The organism is Aeromonas sp. S8(2024) (assembly GCF_041403085.1).
In the GTDB taxonomy this organism is placed as follows: domain Bacteria; phylum Pseudomonadota; class Gammaproteobacteria; order Enterobacterales; family Aeromonadaceae; genus Aeromonas; species Aeromonas dhakensis.
This window is the reverse complement of sequence record NZ_JBGLRF010000001.1, coordinates 898,170-922,665: the sequence shown is the minus strand read 5'-3', so window position 1 is coordinate 922,665 and position 24,496 is coordinate 898,170. Positions and strand designations below refer to the sequence as shown.

The 24,496-nt window shown below is 63.6% G+C and carries 21 protein-coding genes and 1 tRNA gene; 15 read left to right on the top strand and 7 right to left on the bottom strand.

From position 1 onward, the window contains the following. Window positions 1–31: 31 nt before the first annotated feature. From ACB031_RS03940 to ACB031_RS03925, 4 genes are all read right to left on the bottom strand, one after another. Window positions 32–1,291 (bottom strand): dicarboxylate/amino acid:cation symporter, encoded by a 1,260-nt coding sequence (locus ACB031_RS03940; protein WP_042007652.1) that lies wholly within the window; start codon window positions 1,289–1,291, stop codon window positions 32–34. Between the two features lie 205 nt (window positions 1,292–1,496). Continuing rightward, window positions 1,497–1,973 (bottom strand): hypothetical protein, encoded by a 477-nt coding sequence (locus tag ACB031_RS03935; protein WP_329268769.1) that lies wholly within the window; start codon window positions 1,971–1,973, stop codon window positions 1,497–1,499. A 140-nt stretch (window positions 1,974–2,113) separates the two neighbouring features. Beyond that, window positions 2,114–2,190 (bottom strand) — tRNA-Pro (locus ACB031_RS03930). Window positions 2,191–2,415: 225 nt separating this feature from the next. Then, on the bottom strand, window positions 2,416–3,759 hold the full coding sequence (locus ACB031_RS03925) for a dihydroorotase (RefSeq protein ID WP_005302169.1): 1,344 nt from the start codon (window positions 3,757–3,759) through the stop codon (window positions 2,416–2,418). A gap of 79 nt (window positions 3,760–3,838) precedes the next feature. On the opposite strand from ACB031_RS03925, the gene ACB031_RS03920 reads away from it, so the two are divergent. Then, window positions 3,839–4,723 (top strand): 6-carboxytetrahydropterin synthase, encoded by an 885-nt coding sequence (locus tag ACB031_RS03920; protein ID WP_371139046.1) that lies wholly within the window; start codon window positions 3,839–3,841, stop codon window positions 4,721–4,723. Window positions 4,724–4,799: 76 nt separating this feature from the next. On the opposite strand, the gene ACB031_RS03915 is transcribed toward ACB031_RS03920, so the two are convergent. After that, on the bottom strand, window positions 4,800–6,800 hold the full coding sequence (locus tag ACB031_RS03915; RefSeq protein ID WP_371139045.1) for a methyl-accepting chemotaxis protein: 2,001 nt from the start codon (window positions 6,798–6,800) through the stop codon (window positions 4,800–4,802). 262 nt (window positions 6,801–7,062) lie between these two features. Between ACB031_RS03915 and hinT the strand changes: the two genes are divergently transcribed. The 10 genes from hinT to ACB031_RS03865 all read left to right on the top strand — a co-directional run bounded on the left by hinT (window position 7,063) and on the right by ACB031_RS03865 (window position 17,156). After that, the gene (hinT, locus tag ACB031_RS03910) at window positions 7,063–7,413 is read left to right on the top strand and encodes a purine nucleoside phosphoramidase (RefSeq protein WP_010633658.1); all 351 of its coding nucleotides are present in this window, start codon (window positions 7,063–7,065) and stop codon (window positions 7,411–7,413) included. Beyond that, a complete protein-coding gene (locus tag ACB031_RS03905; RefSeq protein ID WP_371139044.1) occupies window positions 7,413–8,846 on the top strand; it encodes a COG3014 family protein in 1,434 nt (477 codons plus the stop codon). Before hinT ends, ACB031_RS03905 begins: the two co-directional genes overlap by 1 nt. A gap of 68 nt (window positions 8,847–8,914) precedes the next feature. Further along, window positions 8,915–9,313, top strand: a complete 399-nt coding sequence (locus ACB031_RS03900; protein ID WP_017764229.1) for a YcfL family protein — start codon at window positions 8,915–8,917, stop codon at window positions 9,311–9,313. Beyond that, complete coding sequence (gene lpoB, locus ACB031_RS03895; protein ID WP_005302153.1) at window positions 9,313–9,909, top strand: penicillin-binding protein activator LpoB; 597 nt, start codon at window positions 9,313–9,315, stop codon at window positions 9,907–9,909. The genes ACB031_RS03900 and lpoB overlap by 1 nt, the downstream gene beginning before the upstream one ends. Continuing rightward, window positions 9,899–10,753 (top strand): phosphotransferase, encoded by an 855-nt coding sequence (locus ACB031_RS03890; RefSeq protein WP_371139043.1) that lies wholly within the window; start codon window positions 9,899–9,901, stop codon window positions 10,751–10,753. The genes lpoB and ACB031_RS03890 overlap by 11 nt, the downstream gene beginning before the upstream one ends. Before the next feature lie 62 nt (window positions 10,754–10,815). Further along, window positions 10,816–11,673 (top strand): DUF6279 family lipoprotein, encoded by an 858-nt coding sequence (locus tag ACB031_RS03885; RefSeq protein WP_005302145.1) that lies wholly within the window; start codon window positions 10,816–10,818, stop codon window positions 11,671–11,673. Window positions 11,674–11,740: 67 nt separating this feature from the next. Continuing rightward, complete coding sequence (locus ACB031_RS03880) at window positions 11,741–12,247, top strand: hypothetical protein (protein WP_139724066.1); 507 nt, start codon at window positions 11,741–11,743, stop codon at window positions 12,245–12,247. 152 nt (window positions 12,248–12,399) lie between these two features. After that, window positions 12,400–14,202, top strand: a complete 1,803-nt coding sequence (gene secD, locus ACB031_RS03875) for a protein translocase subunit SecD (protein WP_371139042.1) — start codon at window positions 12,400–12,402, stop codon at window positions 14,200–14,202. Between the two features lie 112 nt (window positions 14,203–14,314). Beyond that, window positions 14,315–15,229 carry a protein translocase subunit SecF gene (gene secF, locus ACB031_RS03870; protein WP_371139041.1) on the top strand — a complete coding sequence of 305 codons (915 nt, stop codon included), beginning with the start codon at window positions 14,315–14,317 and terminating at the stop codon, window positions 15,227–15,229. A gap of 307 nt (window positions 15,230–15,536) precedes the next feature. Beyond that, window positions 15,537–17,156, top strand: a complete 1,620-nt coding sequence (locus tag ACB031_RS03865; protein WP_017784064.1) for a methyl-accepting chemotaxis protein — start codon at window positions 15,537–15,539, stop codon at window positions 17,154–17,156. A gap of 49 nt (window positions 17,157–17,205) precedes the next feature. Here the strand turns inward: ACB031_RS03865 and ACB031_RS03860 are convergent, their stop codons facing one another. After that, window positions 17,206–17,808 carry a DUF924 family protein gene (locus ACB031_RS03860; RefSeq protein WP_371139040.1) on the bottom strand — a complete coding sequence of 201 codons (603 nt, stop codon included), beginning with the start codon at window positions 17,806–17,808 and terminating at the stop codon, window positions 17,206–17,208. A 204-nt stretch (window positions 17,809–18,012) separates the two neighbouring features. On the opposite strand from ACB031_RS03860, the gene ACB031_RS03855 reads away from it, so the two are divergent. From ACB031_RS03855 to ACB031_RS03840, 4 genes are all read left to right on the top strand, one after another. Beyond that, window positions 18,013–18,153 carry a hypothetical protein gene (locus ACB031_RS03855; protein WP_371139039.1) on the top strand — a complete coding sequence of 47 codons (141 nt, stop codon included), beginning with the start codon at window positions 18,013–18,015 and terminating at the stop codon, window positions 18,151–18,153. A 1-nt stretch (window position 18,154) separates the two neighbouring features. Next, window positions 18,155–19,072, top strand: coding sequence for a DUF808 domain-containing protein (locus ACB031_RS03850; protein ID WP_349933324.1), 918 nt, complete (start codon window positions 18,155–18,157; stop codon window positions 19,070–19,072). Window positions 19,073–19,252: 180 nt separating this feature from the next. Next, window positions 19,253–21,031 carry a M3 family oligoendopeptidase gene (locus tag ACB031_RS03845; protein WP_329268386.1) on the top strand — a complete coding sequence of 593 codons (1,779 nt, stop codon included), beginning with the start codon at window positions 19,253–19,255 and terminating at the stop codon, window positions 21,029–21,031. A gap of 92 nt (window positions 21,032–21,123) precedes the next feature. Next, a complete protein-coding gene (locus ACB031_RS03840) occupies window positions 21,124–22,932 on the top strand; it encodes a M3 family oligoendopeptidase (RefSeq protein ID WP_329268389.1) in 1,809 nt (602 codons plus the stop codon). 51 nt (window positions 22,933–22,983) lie between these two features. On the opposite strand, the gene ACB031_RS03835 is transcribed toward ACB031_RS03840, so the two are convergent. Further along, window positions 22,984–24,399 carry a nucleobase:cation symporter-2 family protein gene (locus ACB031_RS03835; protein WP_371139038.1) on the bottom strand — a complete coding sequence of 472 codons (1,416 nt, stop codon included), beginning with the start codon at window positions 24,397–24,399 and terminating at the stop codon, window positions 22,984–22,986. Between the last annotated feature and the right edge of the window lie 97 nt (window positions 24,400–24,496).

The window sequence follows — 24,496 nt, the reverse complement described above, 5'->3', positions numbered from 1 at the left end:
GATGCGGGCCGTTTTGATGGGATGGCGGGGATCACGCCTTGGCGGTATCCACCTCGCCGAGCGGTGCGGTTTCCCCCAGGCTGTCTTCGCTCTTGGCTACCACGCTGGCGGCGATGGCGTTGCCCAGCACGTTGGTGGCGGAGCGACCCATGTCGAGGAAGTGGTCGATGCCGAGCAGCAGCAGGATGCCCGCTTCCGGGATCTGGAACTGGTTGAGGGTGGCGGCAATCACCACCAGGGAGGCGCGCGGTACGCCGGCCATCCCTTTGGAGGTGACCATCAGCAGCAGCAGCATGGTGATCTGCTGGGCCATGGAGAGCTCGATGCCGTAGGCCTGGGCGATGAACATCACCGCGAAGGTGCAGTACATCATGGAGCCGTCCAGGTTGAAGGAGTAGCCCATGGGCAGTACGAAGCTGGCGATGCGCTTGTCACAACCGAACTTCTCCAGCCGATCCAGGGTTTTTGGATAGGCGGCCTCGGAGCTGGCGGTGGAGAAGGCCAGCAGGATGGGCTCGCGGATCAGGGCCAGCAGAGTCAGCATGCGGCGGCGGATGAACAGGCTGCCCATGGCGATCAGCAGCAGCCAGAGGCAACCCAGTGCCAGGTAGAACTGGGCCATGAAGGTGCCGTAGGTGGCGAGGATACCGAGCCCCTCCTTGGCGACCATGGCGGCGATGGCGCCAAACACCGCGAACGGCGCGAAGTTCATCACGTAGCCGGTCACCTTGAGCATGATCTCGGCGCCGCTGGCCATCAGCATCACCACTGGCTTGGCGGCGTCCCCCAGGGCGGCGGCGGCCAGCCCGAAGAAGAGGGAGAACACCACGATCTGCAGGATCTCGTTGGTGGCCATCGCCTCGACCACGCTTTTCGGGATGGCGTGGGTGACGAAGTCCTTGAGGGAGATGGCGCTGGCGACCACGCCGGAGCTGGCGGTGTCATCGGGCAGGGAGAGGGAGAGCCCCACCCCAGGCTGCATCAGGTGAACCATCACCAGCCCCAGGGTCAGCGACAGCAGGGAGGCGAGCATGAACCAGCCGAGGGTCTTGACGCCGATGCGGCCCACGGTGCGGGTATCGCCCATCTTGGCGATACCGACCACCAGGGTGGTGAACACCAGGGGGGCGATGATCATCTTGATGAGACGCAGGAAGATGTCGGTCAGCAGGGTGATGTCGCTGGCAAAGCCGGCGGCCTGGTCAGGGGCAAACATCCGATAGCCCTGACCGGTGAGGATGCCAACCAGCATTGCGATGAGGATGGCAACCGTCAGTTTGTTCATTTTCATGGGGTGGGTCCCAGTTTTGATAAGTGCAGAGCATTTCAAGCGGCAAGGGTGCCACTTCAGTCCGTTTTTGTGATCCGAGCCGTAGATTCCTGACAGCCGGTGTGCTGGCAGCATGCCTAATCCGGGGGGGTAAATCCAGCGCCTTGTAGCAGAATTTTATCTTGCTATTAGGTGTATGTGATATGGATCTTGCAATTTGCCTATATTAATCACTGTTTATTTTGATGTTGGCAAGATAATTAGCTTTCAGGCTTTGGTCGTTTCTTGCCCGTTTGGCGAGGGTGAAGACCAGCAGCGCCGAGATGCGATGCTCCACGGTGCGCTGATCCAGAAAGGGGTCCGGTTCGTCATCATCGAACCCGAACAGGGGGCGGCTCGGGGTTACCCTGACCGCATCCCGCTGCAGGGTCAATTCATTGACCTCAAGCCACTGATATCCTTCGGCTTGCGCCACTTCGCCCGCCCGTTTCAGCACGTACTTGCGGGCGGTTTCCCGGCTCACCAGATCGTTGCCGACAAATTCCAGCTGCCACTTGTCCGGCCCGAGCCGGGTCTGGGAGAAGCCGGTCTGGCCGTTCCAGAACGAGGGCTTGCTGTGATAGGGGGTGGCACAGCCGAGCAGCAGGGCAGCGCAGAGGCAGGCCAGTAGCAGGACGGGCACAGAGGGACGGGGAGAGGGCATCTCGATCACCGGTTGGCAGCAGAGGGCTTCACTACAGCACAAAGCCATGGGGGGCACAATCGGGGGGCCGCTTCCTGCGGTGGCGCGCGGCCAAAAGAAAAAAGGCCTTGTCGTTTGACAAGGCCTTTCTCGGGGAATGATGGTCGGCGTGAGAGGATTTGAACCTCCGACCCCTGACACCCCATGACAGTGCGCTACCTGGCTGCGCTACACGCCGACGAAGTCAGCTCGGCTGACGGGGGCTGAGTTTATGGAGCTGGACCCGACCTGTCAACAAGGAAACCGCGGCGGCGGTGCGTTCGCCTGCTTTGCGAACAATCGGCGCTCAAAGTGCCGCCACTTGCCCAAAAACTGCTCATGGCGGGGTTGAGAACCCCTTAAAACAAGCAGGCCGCCCGGGTGGGCGGCCTGCGATGGTGACGATGGCACCGATTGGGAGGGATCAGCGGGTGAAGGTGAGCCGCTTGCCCAGCACCTCGTTGGTGACCTGACCGTTTTGCCAGGCGATCTGGCCGTTGACCAGGGTCATCTCCACCGTGCTGTGGAAACGGTAGCCGTTGAAGGGCGACCAGCCGCACAGGTAGAGCAGGTTGCTGTCGTTGACCACGTAGGGCTTGCCCAGATCCAGCAGCACCAGGTCAGCGAAGTAACCCTCGCGGATGTAGCCGCGATCCTGCACCTGGAAGCGCTCGGCTACCGCGTGGGAGGTCTTCTTGACGATGGTCTCCAGCGAGAATACCCCGTTGTGGTAGAGCTCCAGCAGGGCCAGCAGGGAGTGCTGCACCAGCGGCACGCCGGACGGCGCCTTGAAGTAGCTGTTCTGCTTCTCTTCCCAGGTGTGGGGGGCGTGGTCGGTGGCGATGATATCGAGCACGTCATTGCGCACCGCATCCAGCAGGGCGTGCTGGTCGGCGGCGCTCTTCACCGCCGGGTTGCACTTGATCTGGCTGCCCAGGGTGTCGTAGTCCGCCTCGTTGAAGAACAGATGGTGGACGCACACCTCGGCGGTGATGTTCTTGTCCTTGAGATCCTTCAGATCCGGGGTGGCGGTAAAGAGCGACAGCTCTTTCGCCGTGGTCAGGTGCAGCACGTGCAGCTTGGCGCCGTACTGCTTGGCCAGGGAGACCGCCAGGCTGGAGGATTTGTAGCAGGCGTCGGCGCTGCGGATGCGGCCGTGCTCGCGCATCGGCACATCTTCGCCCCACTTGGCGCGGGCTTCGTCTTCCAGCACCTTGATGGTGGGGGTGTCCTCGCAGTGAGTGACGATCATCACCGGGCTCTCGCGGAAGATGGCGGCCAGGGTCTCCTGATTGTCCACCAGCATGTTGCCGGTAGAGGCACCCATGAAGATCTTGATGCCGCAGGACTGTTTCGGATCGAGCTTCTTGATCTCTTCCAGGTTGTCGTTGGTGGCGCCGAGGTAGAAGCTGTAGTTGGCGGCGGAGGAGTTGGCGGCTATCTGGTATTTGGCTTCGAGGGCATCGAGGGTGGTGGTCTGGGGATTGACGTTGGGCATTTCCATGAAGCTGGTAGTGCCACCGGCCACGGCGGCCCGGGATTCACTGGCGATGGTCCCCTTGTGGGTCAGCCCCGGCTCCCGGAAATGGACCTGATCATCGATCATTCCTGGGATGAGGTGACGGCCCGCGGCATCGATCACCACTGCATCGGGGGCGCTGATATCCGGGGCGATGCGGGCGATCCGTTCCCCCTCGATCAGCACGTCGGAGGCATAGATGCGGCCTTCGTTGACCAGGGTGGCATTCTTGATAAGCAATTTGTTCATGGGGGGTTCCAGTTCCTTTGCCGATAATCGCGGGTCATAATAGCGCAAACCGCCCTTTCTCTGTAGCAAGGCCTGACTGATGAAGTTATTTGTAAAAGATTTGACCGTGATCGACTCCAGCTACCTGTGCGAACGCCGCGGTATGGTGGGGGAGAGCTGGCTGGTGGACATCGAAATGAGCGGCGAGCTCAACGAGATGAGCATGTTGCTGGACTTTGGCCGGGTCAAGAAACTGATCAAGTCGATCATCGACGACGAGGTGGATCACAAGCTGCTGGTGCCGACCGAGAGCCCCCTGGTGCAGGTGGCCCAGCTGGACGGTGACGAGAGCACAGTCGATCTGCTGCGCCCGGGTCGCTCTATCCACCTGCGCTGCCCGAGCCAGGGCTTTGCCTTCATTCCGGCGCCCCAGGTGGACAAGGAGTCCGTCACCCGCTATCTGCTGGCGGTGCTGGCCAAGCGGCTGCCTGGCAACATCAAGGATCTGTCGCTGACCCTGCGCCAGGAGGCCATCGACGGCGCCTTCTATCACTACAGCCACGGCCTCAAGAAGCACGACGGCAACTGCCAGCGCATCGCCCACGGCCACCGCTCTCCCATCGAGATCCATGTGGACGGCGAGCGCGACCAGGAGCTTGAGCTCAACTGGGCCGAACGCTGGGCCGACATCTATCTTGGGACCGACGAGGATCGGGTGGCCCTCGGCGATCTCGCGTTGAGCGAGCAGGCCAAGACCATTCTGCAAGAGGCTGGCGAACACTACGTCGGTTTCAAGTATGTGGCGCCGCAAGGGTTGTTCCAGCTGGCCATGCCGGCGGCGGAGGTGGAGGTGATCGACACCGACACCACCATCGAGCTGCTGGCCCACTACATCGCCCGCGAGGTGAAGAAGAGCGTGGGCGACAAGTTCATCAAGATTGTCGCCTATGAAGGGGTGGGCAAGGGCGCCATCGCCTACGCCTGATCCCGCGCTGCTTGCCAGTAAAAAAACAAGGCCCCGCATCTGCGGGGCCTTGTCGTTGCTGGGGCTGGCGTGGGTGTCAGGCGCTGAGCCTAAAGCGCTTGACCAGGCTCTCCTGCTGCTCGGCCAGCGAGTCGAGCTGCTGGCTGGTCTCGGCCACCCGCTCGATCCCCTGGTAGTTGAGATCCGAGATGTCGGAGATGCGGTTGAGGTTGGTGGCGATGTCGGCGCTGGTGGCCTGCTGCTGCTCGGCGGCGGAGGCAATCTGGCTCGACATGTCGCTGATGAGCACCACTATGCCCTGCACCTCCTCCATGGCGTTGTTGGCGTGGGAGCTCTGATCCATGCAGCTGTCCATCTCGCGGGAGCACTCCTGCATCACGGTGACCGCCTTGGCGACCCCCTGCTGCAGGTTCTCGATCATGGTCTGGATCTCGCTGGTGGACTGAGCGGTGCGCCCGGCCAGGCTGCGCACCTCGTCGGCCACTACCGCAAAGCCACGCCCCTGCTCGCCGGCTCGCGCCGCTTCAATGGCGGCATTGAGGGCCAGCAGGTTGGTCTGCTCGGCGATGCCGCGAATGACGTCGAGGATGTTGCCGATCTGGCCGCTCATGGCGCTCACGTCGCCAATCACCTTGCCGGTCTGCTGCAGCTTGCCCGCCAGCTGGTGGGTGGTGGTGATGTTGCCGGCCATCACCTTGCGGCCGGTCTTGGAGGCTTTCTCCACGTCCATCACCCGCTCCAGGGTCTGGTTGGCGGCCTGGGCCACCTCGCGCACCGAGGCCTCCATCTGGGTCATGGCGGCGGCGACCGAGGCGGTCTCCTGGCGCTGTTTCTCCAGATCCGCCCGCACCGATTCGGTGGTGTGGCGGTTGTCATGGGCGGCGTTGTTGAGCTGGTTGGAGGCCTGGGAGAGCTGGCTCAGCACTTCGCCCATCTGCTCGATCAGCAGGTTGACCTGGCTGCCGAGCCGGCCAAATTCGTTGTTGCTGCGAAAACCGATGCGCTGGGTCATGTCGCCCTGGGTCACCTCGGTCAGCACCCGCAGCAGCTCCTTGAGCGGACGGCGAATAGCCTTGCCGAGGGTGTAGGCCACCAGGATGGCGATGGTGATGGCGATGACCAGCGCCACCCCCTGGGTGAGGGTGCTCTGGGTCTGCACCTTGCCGGAGGCGCGGATGCTGTTGTTCATCAACTGCTGGCTCTGGGCGGTGATCTGCTCGAGCTTGCTCTGGATGTTGACGATGAGCTTGCCGGCCTGCTTGCTCTGCTCGCGCATCCGCTCCTGCTGCTGCATCAGCGCCAGGTACTGGGCCAGCACGCCGTCGCTGGCGGTGGTGTCGCGCACGAAGCCGTGCACGTAGTGGCCCATGTTGTTGTCGAACTCCTTGAGCTCCCCCTGTAGATCCTTGATGGTGCTGTTGAAGCCCTCGATCTGCATCTTGTTGCGCTTGAGCGCCGCCTCGATGGGGGCGGGGATGCTCTGATTGAGGGCATCCATGGTGGAGAGTTCAATGGCGGAGAGCTTGGTGGTCAGGGTCTCGGAGAGCATCTTGATGAAGCTGTCGTCGATGGTGATCATCATGTCGCCGAGGTTCTTCTTGAACTGGGGCAGGCTGACCTGGAACTGGCCCTTGGCCTGGTTCACCTTGTAGAGCCGGGTGAGCAGGGCCTGGTGTTCGGTGGGCAGGGTCTCGGTCAACTGCAGGTAGTCCTTGACCAGCTGGTTGAGCGCGCCGAGCTCACTCTGCAGCTCCGGGTGTTCCGCCGCCTGTTGGGCAAGGGTGGCGAGGGTCTGGTCGACCTGCGCCTTGGCCTGCTGCAGTTCAGCCACTTCGGCCGGGATCTGCTTGAGATCCTGCTCGGTCAGCACGTCGGTGAGCCACTTGTTGGCGCTGAGCAGGCTGATCTGGGTCTGACTGCTGGCGATCACCAGCGGCATGGTCTGCCGGGTGACCTGATCCAGCGCCTGATTGAGCTCGCTCTGGCTGCGGAAGGTGAGTACCGAGGTGGCCGCCATCACGGCCACCAGGATGGCAAAGCCAAGATAGACCCTCTGCAAGATGGAGAGGTCTGACATTGTTTGTTTCATTATTGTCCCGCTGTATATGCAAAAGTCCCTTGCCTGAATACCCCGTCCATTTGATACCCTGCTACCACTGTGGGCGAGCAACGTCGGCAGACGTCTTCCGGCTATCGGTATTTTTAACAATAACTGAAGAGAATGGGACAACGGCTGTGTCAAATGTCGGCTTGTGTCACACTTGCCGGGCCTTGATGACGGGCGTTGGAACCGCTTGAGACAGGCATTGAATTTTCTTTTTCATATAAAGGAGTTATCCATGGCGCAAGAAACCATTTTCAGCAAAATCATCCGCAAAGAGATCCCCGCCGACATCCTTTATCAAGACGACCTGGTGACCGCCTTTCGTGACATCCAGCCCAAGGCCAAGACCCATATCCTGATCATCCCCAACGTACTGATCCCCACCGTCAACGATGTGGAGCCGGATCACGAGCTGGCGCTGGGCCGGATGTTCACCGTGGCCCGCAAGCTGGCAAGCGAGGCGGGCATTGCCGAGGATGGCTATCGCCTCATCATGAACTGCAACCGCCACGGCGGGCAGGAGGTCTACCACATCCATCTGCATCTGGTCGGCGGCCAGCCGCTGGGACCCCTGCTCAGCCTGTGATGCCGCGCCTGCCGCTGGCCGGCCTGCTGCTGGCCGGTTCCCTGCTGGGGGGCTGCGCCTCCCACTGGCAAGACATGTTCGTCTCCTATTCCGATCAGATGGTGCCGCTGCGCAACCAGCTGCTGCTGGGCCATGCCGCCGAGGCGCTGCCCGAGGTGCGCGACTCCACGCCGGGGGACGATACCTATGTGCTGGACCGGCTCGAGCAGGGGCGCATCGCCTGGCTGGCGAGTCAGGATGCCGCCAGCAAGCAGGCCTTTGCCGCCGCCGACAGCCGGCTGGCGTGGGAAGACAATCAGGCCGAGTACCGGGTCAGCCAGGGGCTGGCCCAGGCGGGCAGCCTGCTCACCAACGACCAGACCATGGTCTACCGGGCGCCCGATTACGAGCGCACCATGCTGCACCACTATCTGGCTCTCAACTACCTGCAGCGCGGGGATGCCGAGGGCGCCCTGGTGGAGGTGCGCCGCGCCAACCAGGTGCAGGAGCAGGCCCTCAAACGGCGGGCCGACGAGGTGCGCAAGGCAAAGAATGAGAGCGAAGAGGTCGAGGCGGATACCGCAACTGAAGGGGAGATGCGCCAGCTGATGTCGCGCGGCGCCCCCGAGCTCGACCGGCTGATCGGGCGGGTCAAGAACGGTTTTCAGAACGCCTACACCTTCTATTTCTCCGGCGTGCTCTATGAGGCCGCGGGGGATCTCAACGATGCCTGGGTCGACTATCAGCGCGGTTACCAGATAGCGCCGGACAACCGCAGCCTGCAGGATGCCTTGCTGCGCCTGGCTGTGCTGCGGGGCGCCGCGGACGAGATCCGTGAGACCGAGAAAAAGGTGGGCCGCAAGGCGCCGCCCCTGGCCAAGAGTCAGGGCCAGCTGGTGGTGCTGTTTGAAGATGGGTTGATCCCGGCGCGGCGCGAGCTGTTCCTGCCGCTGCCCATCGCCACCTCCGGCGGCGATTTTCGCACCTTTACCGTCGCCATCCCCTATTACGATAATCGGGCCAGCGACACCGGGCCGCTCACGGTATCGGTGGGCAAGCGGGTCGAGCAAACCAGCGAGCTGGTCAGGCTGGAGGCGCTGGCGGCCAAAGATCTGCAGGAGCGGCTGCCCGGCATGCTGACCCGCCAGGCGCTGCGGCTGGTGGCCAAGGAGCAGGTGCGGCGCACCGCCGCCAAGGAGGGGGGCGATGTGGGCAACATTCTGGTCGGCATCTTCAATACCCTCTCGGAGCGGGCTGACACCCGCAGCTGGCTGACGCTGCCGGCGCAGGCATCGAGCTGGCAGGGGATGCTGCCGGCGGGTGACGTGAACCTTACCCTGGGTGCGGGGGCAGCGCAGCGGCAATTGCCGCTCACCATCCACCAGGGACGCACCACCCTGGTGTGGGTGCAGCGGCTCGGTGCCGGGCTGACGACGCGGGTGATGCCGCTGTGACGGCGAACAATGGCAATACACATGAGTGACCGGTCGGGCCCATCGGGGTCGCCGGCAAGGAGAGCAAGATGAAAGCACACGGGTTGGCTCTGGGCCTGGTTCTGCTGCTGGCAGGCTGCGCCACCAATACCTCCGGCGTGGCGCTCTATGGGGCACCGGGCGCCGCGCCAGTGGCGGAGCAGCATCAAAACGTCAATGTCACCCTGACCGAGCTCAGCCGGCGCGAACAAAACGGCCTGCTGCAGGTCAATGTGGCGGCGGCCAGCACCCAGCGTGGCGACAACAAGCTGCAATACCTGTTCTATTGGTATGATGAGGCGGGGCAGGAGGTGGCCAGCGATGGCCGCGGCTGGACGCCGCTCAAGCTGCACGGCTATCAGACCCGTACCCTGTCTGCCCTGGCGCCTAGCCCGGCCGCCCGGGGCTACCGGATTTACGTACGCGAAGTGATTGAGGAATCCTACTGATGAAAATGAATCATGCCCTGCTGATATTGACTGGCGCCCTGCTGCTGGGCGGCTGCTCCAGCACCACCGTCAGCTATGGCGATCCGACCGAAACCGAGACGGTGACCGTCGATTACGGTTCAAGCGATCTGCAGGCCATCGCCGACAAGATGGCGGATTCCATGCTGGCGTCGCCGGCCACCAGCGAGATCACCGCCGGCGGCCGTCCGGTGATGTTCATGGACTCCATTCGCAACAAGACCTCCGAGCACATCGACACCGAGGCCATCACCGACACCATCCGTACCAAGCTGCTGCGCGCCGGCAAGTTCCGCTTCGTCGACATGAGCAAGGTGGCGGCGGTCAAGCAGCAGCTCGAATACCAGCAGAGCAGCGGCATGGTGGATCCTGCCTCCATGGTGCGCCTGGGCAAGCAGACCGGCGCCCGCTACATGGTCTATGGCAACCTCGCCAGCATCGTCAAGGACAACGGCAAGGTGAAGGATGTCTACTACCAGATGACCATGAACCTGATGGATCTGCAAAACGGCGAGCTGCTGTGGGCCGATCAGAAGGAGATCCGCAAGCAGGCCAAGAAGTCCACCTTTGGCTGGTAAATCGAACGAGGACTCTCTGGCGGCCGCCGAGCGCGCTCTGCTGTCCCGCCTGCCGCCACCCTGGCGCTCGGGTCGGCTGGAGCCATTGACCAGCGGCCTGACCAACTGCAACTATCGACTGCGCCTCCCCTCGGGGCGCAGTCACTTTTTGCGCCAGGGCCACCCCGATCCGGTGCGCCTTGGCATCGACCGGGCCACCGAATGGCAGCTCTATCAGGGGGCCGTGGGGCAGGGGCTGGCCTTGCCCTGCCATCACAGCGATCCCGCCACTGGCCTGATGCTGCTGGAGTGGTGCGACGAGCCGAACTGGCTGGCGGCGCCGCCCCCGGCTGCGTTGCAGCCAGCGCTGCTGGCCGGGGTGCTGACGCGGCTGCACCGGTTGCCGGTGCCGACCGTGGTGATGGCGGTGCGGGCCCACAGCGCCGGCTATCGTGCCCGGCTGGCCCGGGTGCCGGCCTGGCTGCCTGCGCTGGAGCGGGGGCTGCTGGCCAGCCGCGAGCCTGCCGATTGCTGGCTCCCTTGCCATCATGATCTCAATCCGGCTAATTTGTTGGGGAGCCGGCCCTGGGTCATCGACTGGGAGTATGGCGCCGCCGGGCATCCCGGTTTCGAGGTGGCCAGCATCCAGCGCACCCACAACTGGCAGGAGGCCCAGCGCGAGGCGCTGGAGCAGGCCTACTGCGAGCGGGCAGAGCAGCCGGTCGGCCCGCGCGGCTTTCAGAGCCGGGCCTTTTTGCCCTGGGTCGACTACATAGGGCTGCTGTGGGCGCTGTTGATGGCCGAGCAGCAACCGGGGCCCGACTATCAGGCGCTGATCGATCTCAATCGGCAGCGGTTGGAGTAGAGGGGCAGGCATTATGAATCATCCGTATCGACAACCCTGTTTCATCAACATTGGAGCCCTGCATGGTGACCACCTTTTCCTGGCGCAAGCCCAGTAGCTGGAGTCTGCTGCTGCTCTGTCTGCTGCTGGCTGGCTGCTCCACCCGGGTCGTCTATTACTGGCTTGACGTGGCCATCGTCTGGCAGCTGGACGACTACTTCTCGCTGGATCGCAGCCAGAAGCGGCTGCTGGACAACGAAGTGAAGGGGTTGATGGCCTGGCACCGCCAGCATGAGGTGCCGCGCTACGCCAAGGATCTCGATGCGCTGGCCAAGGCGGTGGCGAGCCCCATGACCCCGGCCCAGGTCTCCCGCCATCTGGATGCGGCCCAGCAGAGCCTGACCCGAACCCTGGAGGACACGGTGCCGCGGGCCGTGCGGCTGGCGCGCACCCTGACCGAGGCGCAGGTGGCCATGTTCATGAAGGACAGGCTCACCCGTCAGGCCGAGCGGGAAAAGGAGTTTGCCGACAAGCCCAGGGAGGAGATGCTCAAGGAGTTTCGCGACAAGATGAACGAGCGGCTGGTGTTCTGGATTGGCGAGGTGAAGCCGGCCCAGGCCCCGCTGGTGGCCCAGTGGGCCCAGTGGCAGTACGAGCTGCAGGCCCCCTGGCTTGAGTTTCAGACCGCCTGGACCAAGGAGCTGGACCGGCTGATGAAGCAGCGCCAGAGCCAGGACTTCGGCGCCCAGCTCACCGCCCTGCTGCAACAGGGGGACGGTCTGATGGATGGTCGCTTCACCGGCTATACCGATCAGTCGCGCCAGCGCACCGTCAACTGGCTGAGCGATCTCAGCCAGTCGCTGGATATCTCCCAGCGAGCCCACCTCTACAGCCTGCTCAAGGGCTATGCCCGCGATTTCAGGCAGATGTCTGAGGGATGATGGTTGCGGCCAGCCAGTGGGGAAGGGGGTTGGCGACCCCCTTCATCCTTGTTCCAACGGGCCCCCTGTGGTAGTTTGCCCTTTCTATTATGCGGGAATTAACTTTTTGAACCTGATCGACAAAGTGAAACTGGTGCTGATGAGCCTGCTCATCTCCCTCGCTCTGTTGTTCTCCACTCTCTCGGTGGAGGGGTTTTCCCTGCCCGTATCCCTGCATCACGCCCAGCATGGTCAGTTGATGGATGGCGCCGCGGCGCCGTCCGACGCAGGCCAGGTGAGCCACAGTGCCAGCGACAGCGACGACGGGGTCGTCAAGTTCGTCAGCTCCCACCAGAATCACCTGCTGCGGCTCGAACACTCCCTACGCAGCGATCATCAGCCCGGCAGCGTGGTGTACGAGCTTGTCACCAGCTGGTCCCAACAGGCGATCCTGCTGCTGCTGTGCGGCCTGCTGTTCTATGCCGCCCTCTTCTATCGCAAACACAGTTTCCGCGATCGGTTTGCCACCATCCATCGGCACCGGTTGCAACGCCAGCACCTGCAATACCGTTTCTGTCAGAGTTACCTCGCCTGATCCCGATGGGGTCCGGTCCTTTCGTACCACCTCATCGCCGCCTGCTGCCTGCTCACCGCGCGTGAACGGGCCACTGTCTCATTCCTGTTTTTTTGCGTGCCGCCGCCCGGGCGTGGCGAGTGCGCCGCCTTCTCCTGACAGAGGCTGATTTCATGAGAAAAAAGAGTCGTATCACCTTGAACCGCATGAACATGTGGCAGTACGCCCTGCTGCTGCTCATGCTGCTCACCTTTACCTTTTACTCCCTGCCCACCTTCTTCGGTGAGCAGCCCTCCCTCGGTCTGCACGGCCAGACCAGCCTGACCGAGGCGCAGCGTACCCTGCTGGCCGACAACCGCATCGAGCCGCAGAAGCAGGTGCAGCAGGGCGAGCGGGTCGAGCTGGTGTTTGCCAGCCAGGCCGAGCAGCAGCGCGCCAAGCAGCTGCTGGAGCAGCAGGGCCATGACAGCTCGGCGCTGACCCTGGAGTTCTACTCCAACGCCCCCGGCTGGATAAGTCAGCTCGGCGCCGCCCCCATCAAGCTCGGGCTGGATCTGCGCGGCGGTTCCCAGCTGCTGATCGGGGTCGATCTGAGCTTCGTGGTCGACAACCAGACCAAGAACCTGGTGGACATGTTGCGCACCCAGTTTCGCGAGGCGCGCCTGCGCGGCGCCAACGTAGCCAGGGTGAGCGAAGGGGAGGTGAGGGTGACCCTGCCTGAGGTGGCCGATCAGGCGCCCTGGCTCACCATCATCAAGGATTCCGCCGGCACCCGGCAGGATCAGTGGACCCTCAAGCGCAGCGGCAACGAGCTGCGGCTGGTGATGAGCGAGGCCGAGCGCACCCTGCTGGCCAACAACGCGGTGACCCAGAACCTGTCGATCCTGAAAAAGCGGATCAACGAGCTCGGCATCGTCGAAGCCTCGGTCCAGCGCCAGGGGCAGGACGGCATCCGCATCGAGCTGCCGGGGGTGCACAATCCCAAGCAGGCGAAAGAGGTGATCGGGGCCACCGCCTCGCTGGCCTTCTACGAAGCCCAGGCCGACAGCCGCTTCTTCATGGCGGATCGCAGCGGCCAGGCGGTGGGGCTGGCTCGCAAGCCGGTGCTGACCGGCGAGCACATCGTCGATGCCCGCGCCAACATGGGCGAGATGGGGCAACCCCAGGTCAACATCGTGCTCGACAGCCTGGGCGGCAGCAAGATGAACCAGTTCAGCCGCCAGCACGTGGGCAAGCCGATGGCCACCGTCTTCACCGAGTACAAGACCAACGCCCAGGGCAAGCTGCGGGCCCAGAGCGAGGTGATCAACGTTGCCACCATCCAGACCGCCCTTGGCAACCAGTTCCGCATCACCGGGATTGGCAGCGTACCGGAAGCCCAGGAGCTGGCCATGCTGCTGCGGGCCGGCGCCCTCACCGCACCCCTCAAGATCCTGGAAGAGCGCAGCATAGGCCCGACCCTGGGTCTGCAGAACATCGAGGCGGGCTTCACCGCGCTGGCGTTTGGCATGGCCGGCATGATGCTGTTCATGATGGCCTGGTATCGCAAGTTCGGCTGGGTCGCCATCACGGCGCTGATCGCCAACCTCTTGATGCAGGTGGGCATGCTGGCAGTGCTGCCGGGGGCCGTGCTGACCCTGCCGGGGATCGCCGGCCTGGTGCTCACCGTCGGCATGGCGGTGGATACCCATGTGCTGATTTTTGAGCGGATCAAGGACCGGTTGCGGGAAGGGGGCTCGCTGGCCAACGCCATCGACTTTGGTTATCGCTCCGCGTTTCGCACCATCTTCGATGCCAACATCACCACCCTGATCTGCGCCGTGGTGCTCTATGCCATTGGCTCCGGGCCGCTGCAGGGCTTCTCCATCACCCTGATCCTGGGCCTCATCTCCAGCATGGTGACCGGCATCTGGGGCACGCGCGCCATCATCAACCCCCTGTGGGGCAAGAGCAGCGCCAAGCTGCTGAGAGTGTGACCATGACTGACCACCACCTGTGTCATCGCGCCGCGCGTTCGAGCCTGCTCCGCGCCCGCGTCACGCGCTTCCCTGCGGGAAGCCCGAGCCATCTGCTGTCGAGGGAAGAAGAATGCTGAGAATGATCATTGCCATGGGATTGACCCGCTGGCGTTACATCGGCCTGTGGGCCTCCGTGCTGCTGACCGTGGCGAGCATCGCGGTGCTCGCCATCAACGGCCTCTCCCTCGGTCTCGACTTCACCGGCGGCATCCTGCTGGAGTTTCGCATCCAGACCCTGAAGGAGGCCCATGAGCTCAACGCTCTGTTGACGGCCCCCCTGGCGGGCGTGGTCGAGCTGCACGGCGCCGGCGTGCCCGGCGAGTGGCTGATCAAGCTGCCACCCCACGAGCTGCCCTGGCCGGCCGAGGAGCTGGCGGTGATGCTGGGTCAGCAGCTCAACCTGCCGGTGGAGCTGCTGCGCACCACCATCGTCGGCCCCCAGGTGGGCGCCGAACTGTTCCAGCAGGGGATGCTGGCGGTGCTGGTGGCCTCGCTCGCCATCTCCGTCTACCTGGCGGTGCGTTTCGAGTGGCGCCAAGCCATCGGCATCCTGGTGTCGGTGCTGCACGACGGCCTGGTGGCGCTGGGGCTGCTGGCGCTGTTCAACATCGAGTTCGATCTCAACGTCATCGCCGGTCTGATGGCGGTGATCGGCTACTCCCTCAACGACAGCATCGTCATCTCCGACCGTTTGCGGGACTTGCTCAGCTCGCGCACCCAGATGGGGATCCACGACTGCTCCGACGTGGCCATCAAGGCCACCTTCAGCCGCACCATGATCACCTCGGGCACCACCCTGTTCACGGTGGGGGCCCTGCTGCTGTTCGGCGGTGACGCCCTCTACGGTTTCTCCTTCACCCTGTTCGCCGGCATCCTGGTGGGCACCATCTCCTCTATTACGGTGGCCTCCACCGTGCAGGAGCTGCTGGGGCTCACGCCGCAGGCTTACCAGAAAAAAGAAGAGGAGCTGGCGGAGGCGGCGTGACCTTCATCGACGGCCGTCACACTGTGGGCCTACCGGGTCATCCCGAGCGAAGATAAATAGCGAGAAGGAAGACGACATGTCTTCCTTCTTTTTTATTGGCTGGCCGGCACAGTCGTAGCCGGGTCTTTTTCGCATTCACATTCAGCCAGCGAGGTTATTTTCGGGCCTGGTTCTGACCATCGGCAGCGGGTGAAACACGAGGGCTAGCAGTAGTGACAGATGTGCAAGGAAGCGCACATTTTACGGGCCATCCGGAGGTTGCCCATCGTCTACACTGCAATGGAGTTTATTAACGGAGTATGCCTTTATGAACATTGCTCGCCGGCTTCAACTCATTGCCCTGCTGGTTATGCTGGCCCTGACCTTTCTCAGCTGGTTCAGCATCAACCGACTCTCTGCTGCCGACACTGATCTCGGTTATGTCACCGACAATACGGTGCCCAGCATCTCCCTCATCAAACAGGTACAAGCCGATTTTTACGCATTGCACGCCTTGATCCAGACCCATGTGCTCAATACCGACAACAGCAAGATGAATCAGATTGAGACGGGCATTGCAGATCTGCGTACTGAAATCCGCTCTCTGTTGCAAAAATACCAAGCAGAGATGCTCTCCAATGAAGAGGATCGGCAACTGACGACGGATGATCAGCGCATCATTGAGCAATATTATCAGGAGATAGAAAAGGTCCTGATATTGTCTCGCGATAATAAAAACACCGAGGCCAGAGACTTTATCGCCAGCAATGTCATGCCACTGTTCGAACAGTTTTCCAAGGCCATAGATAAGCATGTGAAATTCAACATTGATTTGGGGGCTGCAGTCAAACTGCAGGGTGAAAAGAACTACGACAATAGCCTCCAGACCATGCTGTTTATTTCTTGTGGTACCGGAATATTGACCCTGGTGCTGTTTATCTGGTTGTTCAGACAGGTCGCCAATCCACTGCGGCTGGCAATGGCGACGCTCTCCGATATTCAGCACAATTTGAACTTTACCTTGCGGGCCAAGGTGGCCCAGCAAGATGAGATTGGCCTGACCCTCTCGGCCGTCAACCGTCTGCTGGACACCTTGCAGCAAACCTTTACCGAGTTTTCAGTGGGCAGCCTGCAGATAAAGAGCACGGCCGAGTCGCTCTCCCAGGCGGCTCATCACCTTGCCTCGTCGGCGAGCCAGGCCAACGATGCCACCAGTCTCATTGCCGCCGGGGTGGAAGAGATGACGGTGAGCATCACGGATATTTCCCAGCGAACCCAGGAGGCCAGCCGCATCACCAATGAATCCGGCAAGCTCGCCAGCGATGGGGGGACCACGATAGACAGAACGGTGAAAGCCATCAACGAGATCGCAGAGGCCATTCGTCAGGCTTCCAGTGAAGTGTCGGCATTGGGTGATGGCATTTCCCGGATCGGTGGCGTGGTGAACGTGATCAGCGATGTGGCGGGGCAGACCAACTTGCTGGCGTTGAATGCGGCCATTGAAGCCGCGCGAGCGGGTGAACAGGGTCGAGGTTTTGCCGTGGTGGCTGATGAGGTACGCAAACTGGCGGAGCGGACGGCCCAATCAACCAGGGAGATCTCGGAGACGGTGGAGGCGATTCAACAGGGCTCCCAGCTCACGGTGACCAAGATGGTTCAGGTGGAAGAAAAGGTTGCGCAGGGGGTGGCCATGGCCACTGAAAGCGGGGAGATCATTACTCAGATCCGTCATGCTTCCCATCGCGTCATGGATCAGGTCGGTGAGATCACCATCGCGATTCGCGAACAGAGCTCGGCGGCGGAGTCCATTGCCCATCAGGTGGAGCAGATTGCCCAGGTGGTCCAGCAGACCAGCAGCACGGCGGAAGAGACATCGGCTGCGGCGGAAGAGTTGAATGTGACCACCGAGAATATTCACCAGCAGATCTCTCGTTATCGCATCCAGTGATCACGATGGGTGCCAGCTCCCCGCCACATGGCGGGGATTTTTTTATGGGTCAGAAACCTGACCCCGGTTGCAGCAGGAAGGCTGCCTCTTCCTCTGTGCTCGCGCGGCCCAGGATGGCGTTGCGGTGGGGGAAGCGGCCAAAACGCTCGACGATCACCTGATGGCGGCGGGCAAAGTCGGCAAAGCCGGCGAAGGTCTCCCGCGCCGGGCCGTCAGCCTGTTCGGCCGCCAGTCCCTCGAACAGGGTCACGCTTCTGGCCTGCTGCTCGCGGGATTCGGCGTGCTCCAGCGGCAGGTAGAAAAAGACCCGTTCCAGCGGTGGCAGCGCCAGATCCGCTCCCAGCGAGAGCCCCTTGAGGCAGAGATCCCGCGCCTTGGCATCCTGGGCAAATGCGGCGGGAGTGCCGCGGTGGATGTTGCGCGGCAGCTGGTCCAGCAGCAGGATCAGGGCCAGCCGGCCCTCGGCCGATTCGGCCCAGTGGGCGAGCTCACCGGCGGCGGCTGCTGCGGCCTGGTCACCGAAGCGACTGGCGAGCAGGGCGTCGGTGTCGCTGTTTTTGCCCCACCAGAGGGGCGCTTGGCGTTTGGCGCGGGTGACGTCGTCACTCTCTTCGCCAAACCAGAATGTGAGCAGCGGTTGCCAGGGTTGCATGGAACACTCCTTGGGCCTGCGGGCACCGGATGAAACAAGGCCAAATGACCCTGATGTGGTTGCTGCCGAACGGGCGGCTTCTGGTTACACTGTGCCATCTTTTCCCGCAATAGGGATCCCCCTTCGGCCGGCATCGCTCTCGACATCGGCAGTTGCCGCCGGTGAACCGTGGGACCCTGACTACCCTGATGAGGATTTTCTGATATGGCCGGAACCAGTTTGTTGGCTCTGCTCGACGATATTGCCAGCGTACTCGACGACGTGGCGTTGATGACCAACGTCGTGGCCAACAAGGGCGTGGTGTGCCGCGGGAAGCTCTCTTCTACTGACATAAGGATTCTCTGATATGGCCGGAACCAGTTTGTTGGCCCTGATTGACGATATTGCCAGCGTACTCGACGACGTGGCGTTGATGACCAAGGTGGCGGCGAAGAAGACGGCCGGGGTGCTGGGGGACGATCTGGCTCTCAACGCCGAGCAGGTCTCCGGGGTGCGCGCCGAGCGGGAGCTGCCGGTGGTGTGGGCGGTGGCCAAAGGGTCGTTTCGCAACAAGCTTATTCTGGTGCCTGCCGCCATCGCCATCAGCGCCCTGGTGCCCTGGCTAATCACCCCGCTCCTGATGCTGGGGGGCGCCTACCTCTGTTTCGAGGGGGCCGAGAAGCTGGCCCACAAGTTTCTGCTCCATGAGGCGAGCGAGGGGGAGGCGAATACCGCACCCATTCCCGATGATTTGGTCGCCTTCGAGCAGCAGAAGGTGAAGGGGGCCATTCGCACCGATTTCATCCTCTCGGCCGAGATCATCGTCATCGCCCTCGGCACCGTGCAGGGAGCCAGCCTGGCACTGCAACTGTCGGTGGTGGCGGGCATTGCCGTATTGATGACGGTGGGGGTTTACGGCCTGGTGGGGCTCATCGTCAAGCTCGACGACATCGGCCTGCATCTGCTGCAAAAGCCCGATGGTGGCGCCCTGCGCCGGGCGGTGGGGCAGGGGCTGCTGGTGACGGCGCCACGGCTGATGCACCTGCTGGCACTGGTCGGCACCATCGCCATGTTCATGGTGGGGGGCGGCATCCTGGTGCATGGCTGGCCTTTCGTGCACCACCTGATTGAAGGGGCTGCCGCTGCCGTGGCCACTCTGCCTGCGGTCGGCGCCGCCCTCGCACTGGTGACGCCGACCCTGCTCAACGCCGTGGCCGGCGTGGTGGCCGGGTTGGTGCTGGTGCTGGCCATGACCCTGGTGAGTAAGCTCAAGCCCGCCAAATAGTGCCGGGGCCTGACTGTCAGCGGGCATTTCCGCGATAGCGGGTCATCCCGTCAGATACTGTCTCGTCTGTTGCCTCGGATGGGGGCTAGGCAAGGGCCGGCCTCCTTTCGTACTATCCGGTTGACACCCGCTCACAGAGGCGGGGTCAACCCACATGGATGCAAACAGACAAGGAACGTCATGAAACCACCCGTTTGGCAGGATGATCACATCTATGCCGCCCCCGACTGCCCGGCGATCGATGCCGATTTTCAGCGTGTCAGCGAGGCCATGAAGCGCCTGCAACCCCTGCTGGATGAACTGCCCAAGACCAACGACATCAATGCCTTGCGCCATCTGCTGCGGGCCATCCGGGCCTGCTGGCGCGAGGTACGCCTGCTGGAGTGGAACTGGCAGACCTACGGTTACAACCGGCTCAGCCGGGACGGGCGCGACGAGGCGGCCCGGCTGCTGCTCTCCCGCGGCCAGCAGTTGCAGGCAAGCCTGGCCCAGCTCTGCAAACCGGTGGCCCTGTTCTGGGTGCGTGCCCCCGAGGAGCAGGTGCGTTCCCTGTTGCAGGATCCCGAGCTGTTCGAGCTCGCCTACGCCATTCGCCACGACCGGCGCCAGCGGGATCAGTGGTTGTCGCTCGAGAGCGAGCAGTTGATCGCGGGGCTGAGCGTGGATGGCCTGCAGGGGTGGGGGGATCTCTACGGTAGCCTGGTCGGAAGGCTCAGGCCGGTGGTGGAGGGGCAGCCCATGGGGCTGGCCCAGGCGGACAACCTGCTGGCCCACCCGCAGCGGTCTCGGCGCGCCGCGGCCTGGCACGCCATCCAGGCGGCCTGGGAGGCGGAGCAGGAGACGGTGGCCGCCATCCTCAACGCCATCAACGGCTGGCGCAACGAGCTGGCTCGCCAGCGCGGCAAGGAACGCAAGTGGGATGCGCTCGATCTCTCCTGCCATCAGGGGCACCTGGAGCGGGCCACCCTGGAGACCCTGATGACGGCGGCCGGCGAGCACAAGGAGCTGGGGCGGCGCGCCCTGCGTGCCATGGCCTGCGCCCAGCAGATCAACGACTTCGCCCCCTGGGATCTCTATGCCCCGGCGCCTGTCGGGGCGAGCAGCCTCATCAGCTTCGAGCAGGCGCTGACCCTGGTGGCCGATGCCTTCGCTGGGTTTGATCCCGAGATGGGGGCGTTTGCCCGCATGATGGCGGCCAATGGCTGGATTGACGCTGCCCCGAGCGAACAGAGGCGCAGCGGCGCCTACAGCACCGAGTATGCCGAGCCGCCCGAGCCGCGGGTGTTTCTCACCTTCGAGGGGACCCTGGACAACGTCATCACGCTCGCTCATGAGTTGGGGCACGCCTGGCACAGCTGGCTTATGCGGGAGTTGCCGTTGGAGCAGCGTGACTACCCCAAGACGCTGGCGGAGACAGCTTCCCTGTTTGCCGAGGCGCTGGTGCGCGATGCCCTGCTGGCGGCCACCGACAACATGGAGCAGCGCCGGGCCATCGCCTGGCTGGACGGGGAGCGGGCCGCCAGCCTGCTGCTCGACGTGCCGGCCCGCTTTACCTTCGAGCGGACCCTGGTGGCGGCGCGGGAGGAGGGCTACGTGGGGGCCGGCCAGCTGCGGCAGATGATGAAATCGGCGCAGCAGCAGTGGTATGGTGACACCCTGAGTCAATATGACGAGCTGTTCTGGGCCAGCAAGGGCCACTTCTCCATCGCCGAGCTCGGGTTCTACAACTACCCCTATCTGTTTGGCTACCTGTTCAGCCTGGGGCTCTATGCCCAGCAGGCGCGGGCGGGTCGCGAGTTCGTCCACGCCTATCGGGAGCTGCTGCGCGACACCGGCCGTATGAGTGCAGAAGAGCTGGTGGAGAAGCACCTGGGGGTCGACATTCGTGAGCCCGCCTTCTGGCAGGAGAGCCTCGATTATGTGGAAGAGGCGGTCGCCCGCCTCGAGCGGCTGGTGTAGGTAGCCCGGCCGTTTTTATCCTGGTGGCGGGCCTGTGGCTCGCCACGCGCATTCAACGGGGCCCGGCCCCGCAACCTGATGACGAGCGTTTGATGCAGCAACGAATCTACCCACAACAGTGGCAAAACCAGCATATCTATCCCGCCCTCGACTGCCCGCAGGTGAGCGCGGATCTCGCCCTGGCGCGCGCCAGTCTGGACGAGCTCGGCCAGTTTATCGAGGGGCTTGGCGCCGCCCGGGCCAATGCGCAGGCGCTGCAGGATTTCCTGCGCGAGGTGCGGCTGCGGACTCGGGACATTCACAACATTGGCTGGAACCTGGCCGTGCTGGCGGCCTGCCGTGGCAGTCAGGATGCCCGCGACGAGCTGGCCAAGCAGCTGGCCTCCCGTGCCCGCGCCCTCAATGCCGATCTGTTCAAGACCCTGGCGCCGGTCGAGGATCTGATGCTGGCCCTGCCGGAACCCGAATTTGAACAGCTGATGGCTGACTCCCTGCTGGGGGAGGAGGCGTACCGGCTGCGCCACGAGCGCCTCTTGCAGGATCAGCGCCTGCCGGTGGAGGCGGAGCAGCTGGTGATCGGCCTTGGCACCGACGGCTTGCACGCCTGGGGCAATCTCTACAACGATCTGGTGGGCAAGATCCGGCTGCTGATCGATGGCCGCGAGATGGGGCTGGCCGAGGCGAGCAACCTGCTCTCCAGCCCGCTGCGGGCCCTGCGCCGGGAAGCATTCGATGCCATCAGCGCCGGCTGGGAGGGGGAGCAGGAGACGGTGGCCGCCATCTTGAACGCCCTCAATGGCTGGCGGCTTGAGCTTTCGCGCCAGCGCGGCCGCAGCCGCCAGCTCGATGCGCTCGACCTCTCCTGTCACCAGAGCCACATCGAGCGGGCGACCCTGGATACCCTGATGCAGGAGACCTGGCGCGCACGCGGGCTGGGTCAGCGGGCGCTGGGGCTGATGGCCGAGCGCCTCGGCATCGAGGAGCTGGGGCCGGAGGATTTGTTTGCCCCGCCGCCGGCCGCGGTGAGCCGCGAGATCCCGTTCGAGGAGGCGATCGAGATCATCGCCGAGGCGTTCTCTCGTTTTGATCCCGAGATGGGCGAGTTTGCCCGCATGATGGCCGAAAAGGGGTGGATCGATGCGGCGCCCACCCCCAACCGGCGCACCGGGGCCTACTGCACCAAGTTTGCCGAGCCGGTGGAGCCGCGGGTCTTCATCACCTATGCCGGCACCATGGACAACGTCATCACGCTGGCCCACGAGCTGGGCCACGCCTGGCACAACTGGCTCATTCGCGATCTGCCCATGAGCCAGCGTCGTTACCCCATGACGCTGGCGGAGACCGCCTCCATCTTCGCCGAAACCCTGGTGCGCAGCGCCCTGTTCGAGCAGGCGCAAAGCTCGGAAGAGCAGCAGGCCATCGCCTGGGCGGAGGCCGACGGCGCGGCCACCTTCCTGGTCAATATCCCGGCCCGCTTCGATTTCGAGCGGGCCCTGGTGGCGGAGCGGGCGTCTGGCTATGTCTCGCCGGCCCGGCTCAAGGCGCTGACCGACGAGGCCTGGGGTCGCTGGTACGAGCAGAGTCTGTGCCGTTATCACCCCCTGTTCTGGGCTGCCAAGGCGCACTTCTCCATCGCCGGGTTTGGCTTTTACAACTACCCCTACCTGTTCGGCTATCTGTTCAGCCTCGGCGTCTATCAGCAGCTGATGCATCGCCAGAAGGCGGGAGAACAGAATGTGGCCCAGGCCTACCGCGACCTGCTGCGCGATACCGGCCGCATGAGCGCCGAAGATCTGGTGGCCAAGCACCTGGGCCAGGACATCCGCCAGAGCGCCTTCTGGCAGGGCAGCCTGGCGCTGGTGGAAGCGGCGGTGGAGCGCTTCGCCCAGACTCGCGGCTAGCGCAGGCTTGCTGAATGAAACCGCCGGGCAGCCACGCTGCCCGGCGGTTTTTTATGGGGCGGGTTTGCCTGGCTGCGGCTGAGCGGGCGGGCGCTCCGGCCCCACCAGCAGGGGCCTCGGCTGGTGGCGCAGGTCCGGCTGGTAGCCGTTGAAAAAGAGGTTGAGCAGCACCGAGCTGAGGGTGGCCAAGAGGATGCCGCTGTGAAACAGCGGCTGCAGGGCGGCGGGAAAGTGCTGGAAGAAGGCGCCGGAGACGGTGGGGATCATGCCGATGCCTAAGCTGATGGCGACGATGTAGAGGTTGTGGCGATTGCTGTTGTAGTCGGCCCTGGCCAGGATGCGGATGCCGGTGGCCAGCACCATGCCGAACATGACTATGCCGGCGCCCCCCAGCACGAAGGGGGGGATGGAGGCGACCAGCACCGACATCTTGGGCACCAGGCCGAAGGCGAGCAGGATCCCCCCCGACATGACGCAGACCCAGCGGCTCGACACCCCGGTCACGCTCACCAGCCCTATGTTCTGGGAAAACGAGGTGTGGGGGAAGCTGTTGAAGATGCCGCCTATGATGGTGCCGATGCCATCCACCCGCAGGCCGCGCACTATGTCGCCCCGGCTGGCCGGGTGGCCGACGATGTCGCCGAGCGCCAGAAACATCCCCATCGACTCGATGAAGGTGATCAGCATGATGACGGTGAGGGTGGCGATGGAGATGGGATCGAAGGTGGGCCAGCCGAAGGCGAACGGCACTATGGGGGCGAACCAGGCCGCCTCGCCAAGCCCGTCCAGACTCACTTCCCCCATGGTGATGGCCACCCCGAAGCCGAACAGGATGCCGAGCAGCACCGAGATGTTGCTGAAAAAGCCCTTGGTGAAGCGGGTCACCAGCAGGATAAAGGCCAGCACCAGAAAACTGGTGCCGATGTAGCGCAGGCTGCCGTACTCGGGGTTGCCCTTGCCCCCCGCCATCCAGTCGATGCCCACCTGCATGATGCTGATGCCGATGGAGGTGATCACCACCCCGGTCACCACGGTGGGAAAGAGCGGCATCAAGCGGCCGATGAGCGGCACCAGCAGGGTGGAGAGGATGCCGGCGGCGATGGTGGCGCCAAAGATGCCGGTGAGCCCCAGCGCCGGGTTGGCGCCGATGGCCAGCATGGGCATGACGGCGGCGAAGGTGACCGACATGATGACCGGCAGGCGGATCCCGGCGAAGCGGCCGATGCCAAGACACTGCTGCAGGGTGACAATACCACAGCAGAAGAGATCCGAACTGATGAGATACGATATTTGATCCTTGGGCAGCCCCAGGCTGCCGCCGATGACCAGCGGCACCGCCACGGCGCCGGCATACATCACCAGCACATGCTGCAGGCCGAGAGTAAAGAGCTGGCCGGGGGGGAGCAGGCGCTCCACTTCGTCGATGGCGCGGCCCTTGGCCGCCCCAGGGGGCTGGGTCTGGTGCATGAACAGATCACTCCTTGCGACCCGGCGGCAAGGGCCGGGCAAGATGGGGCAGGCTGGCTGTCCCGTTCATGGATAGGGGCCGGGTCGCCCAGGATCC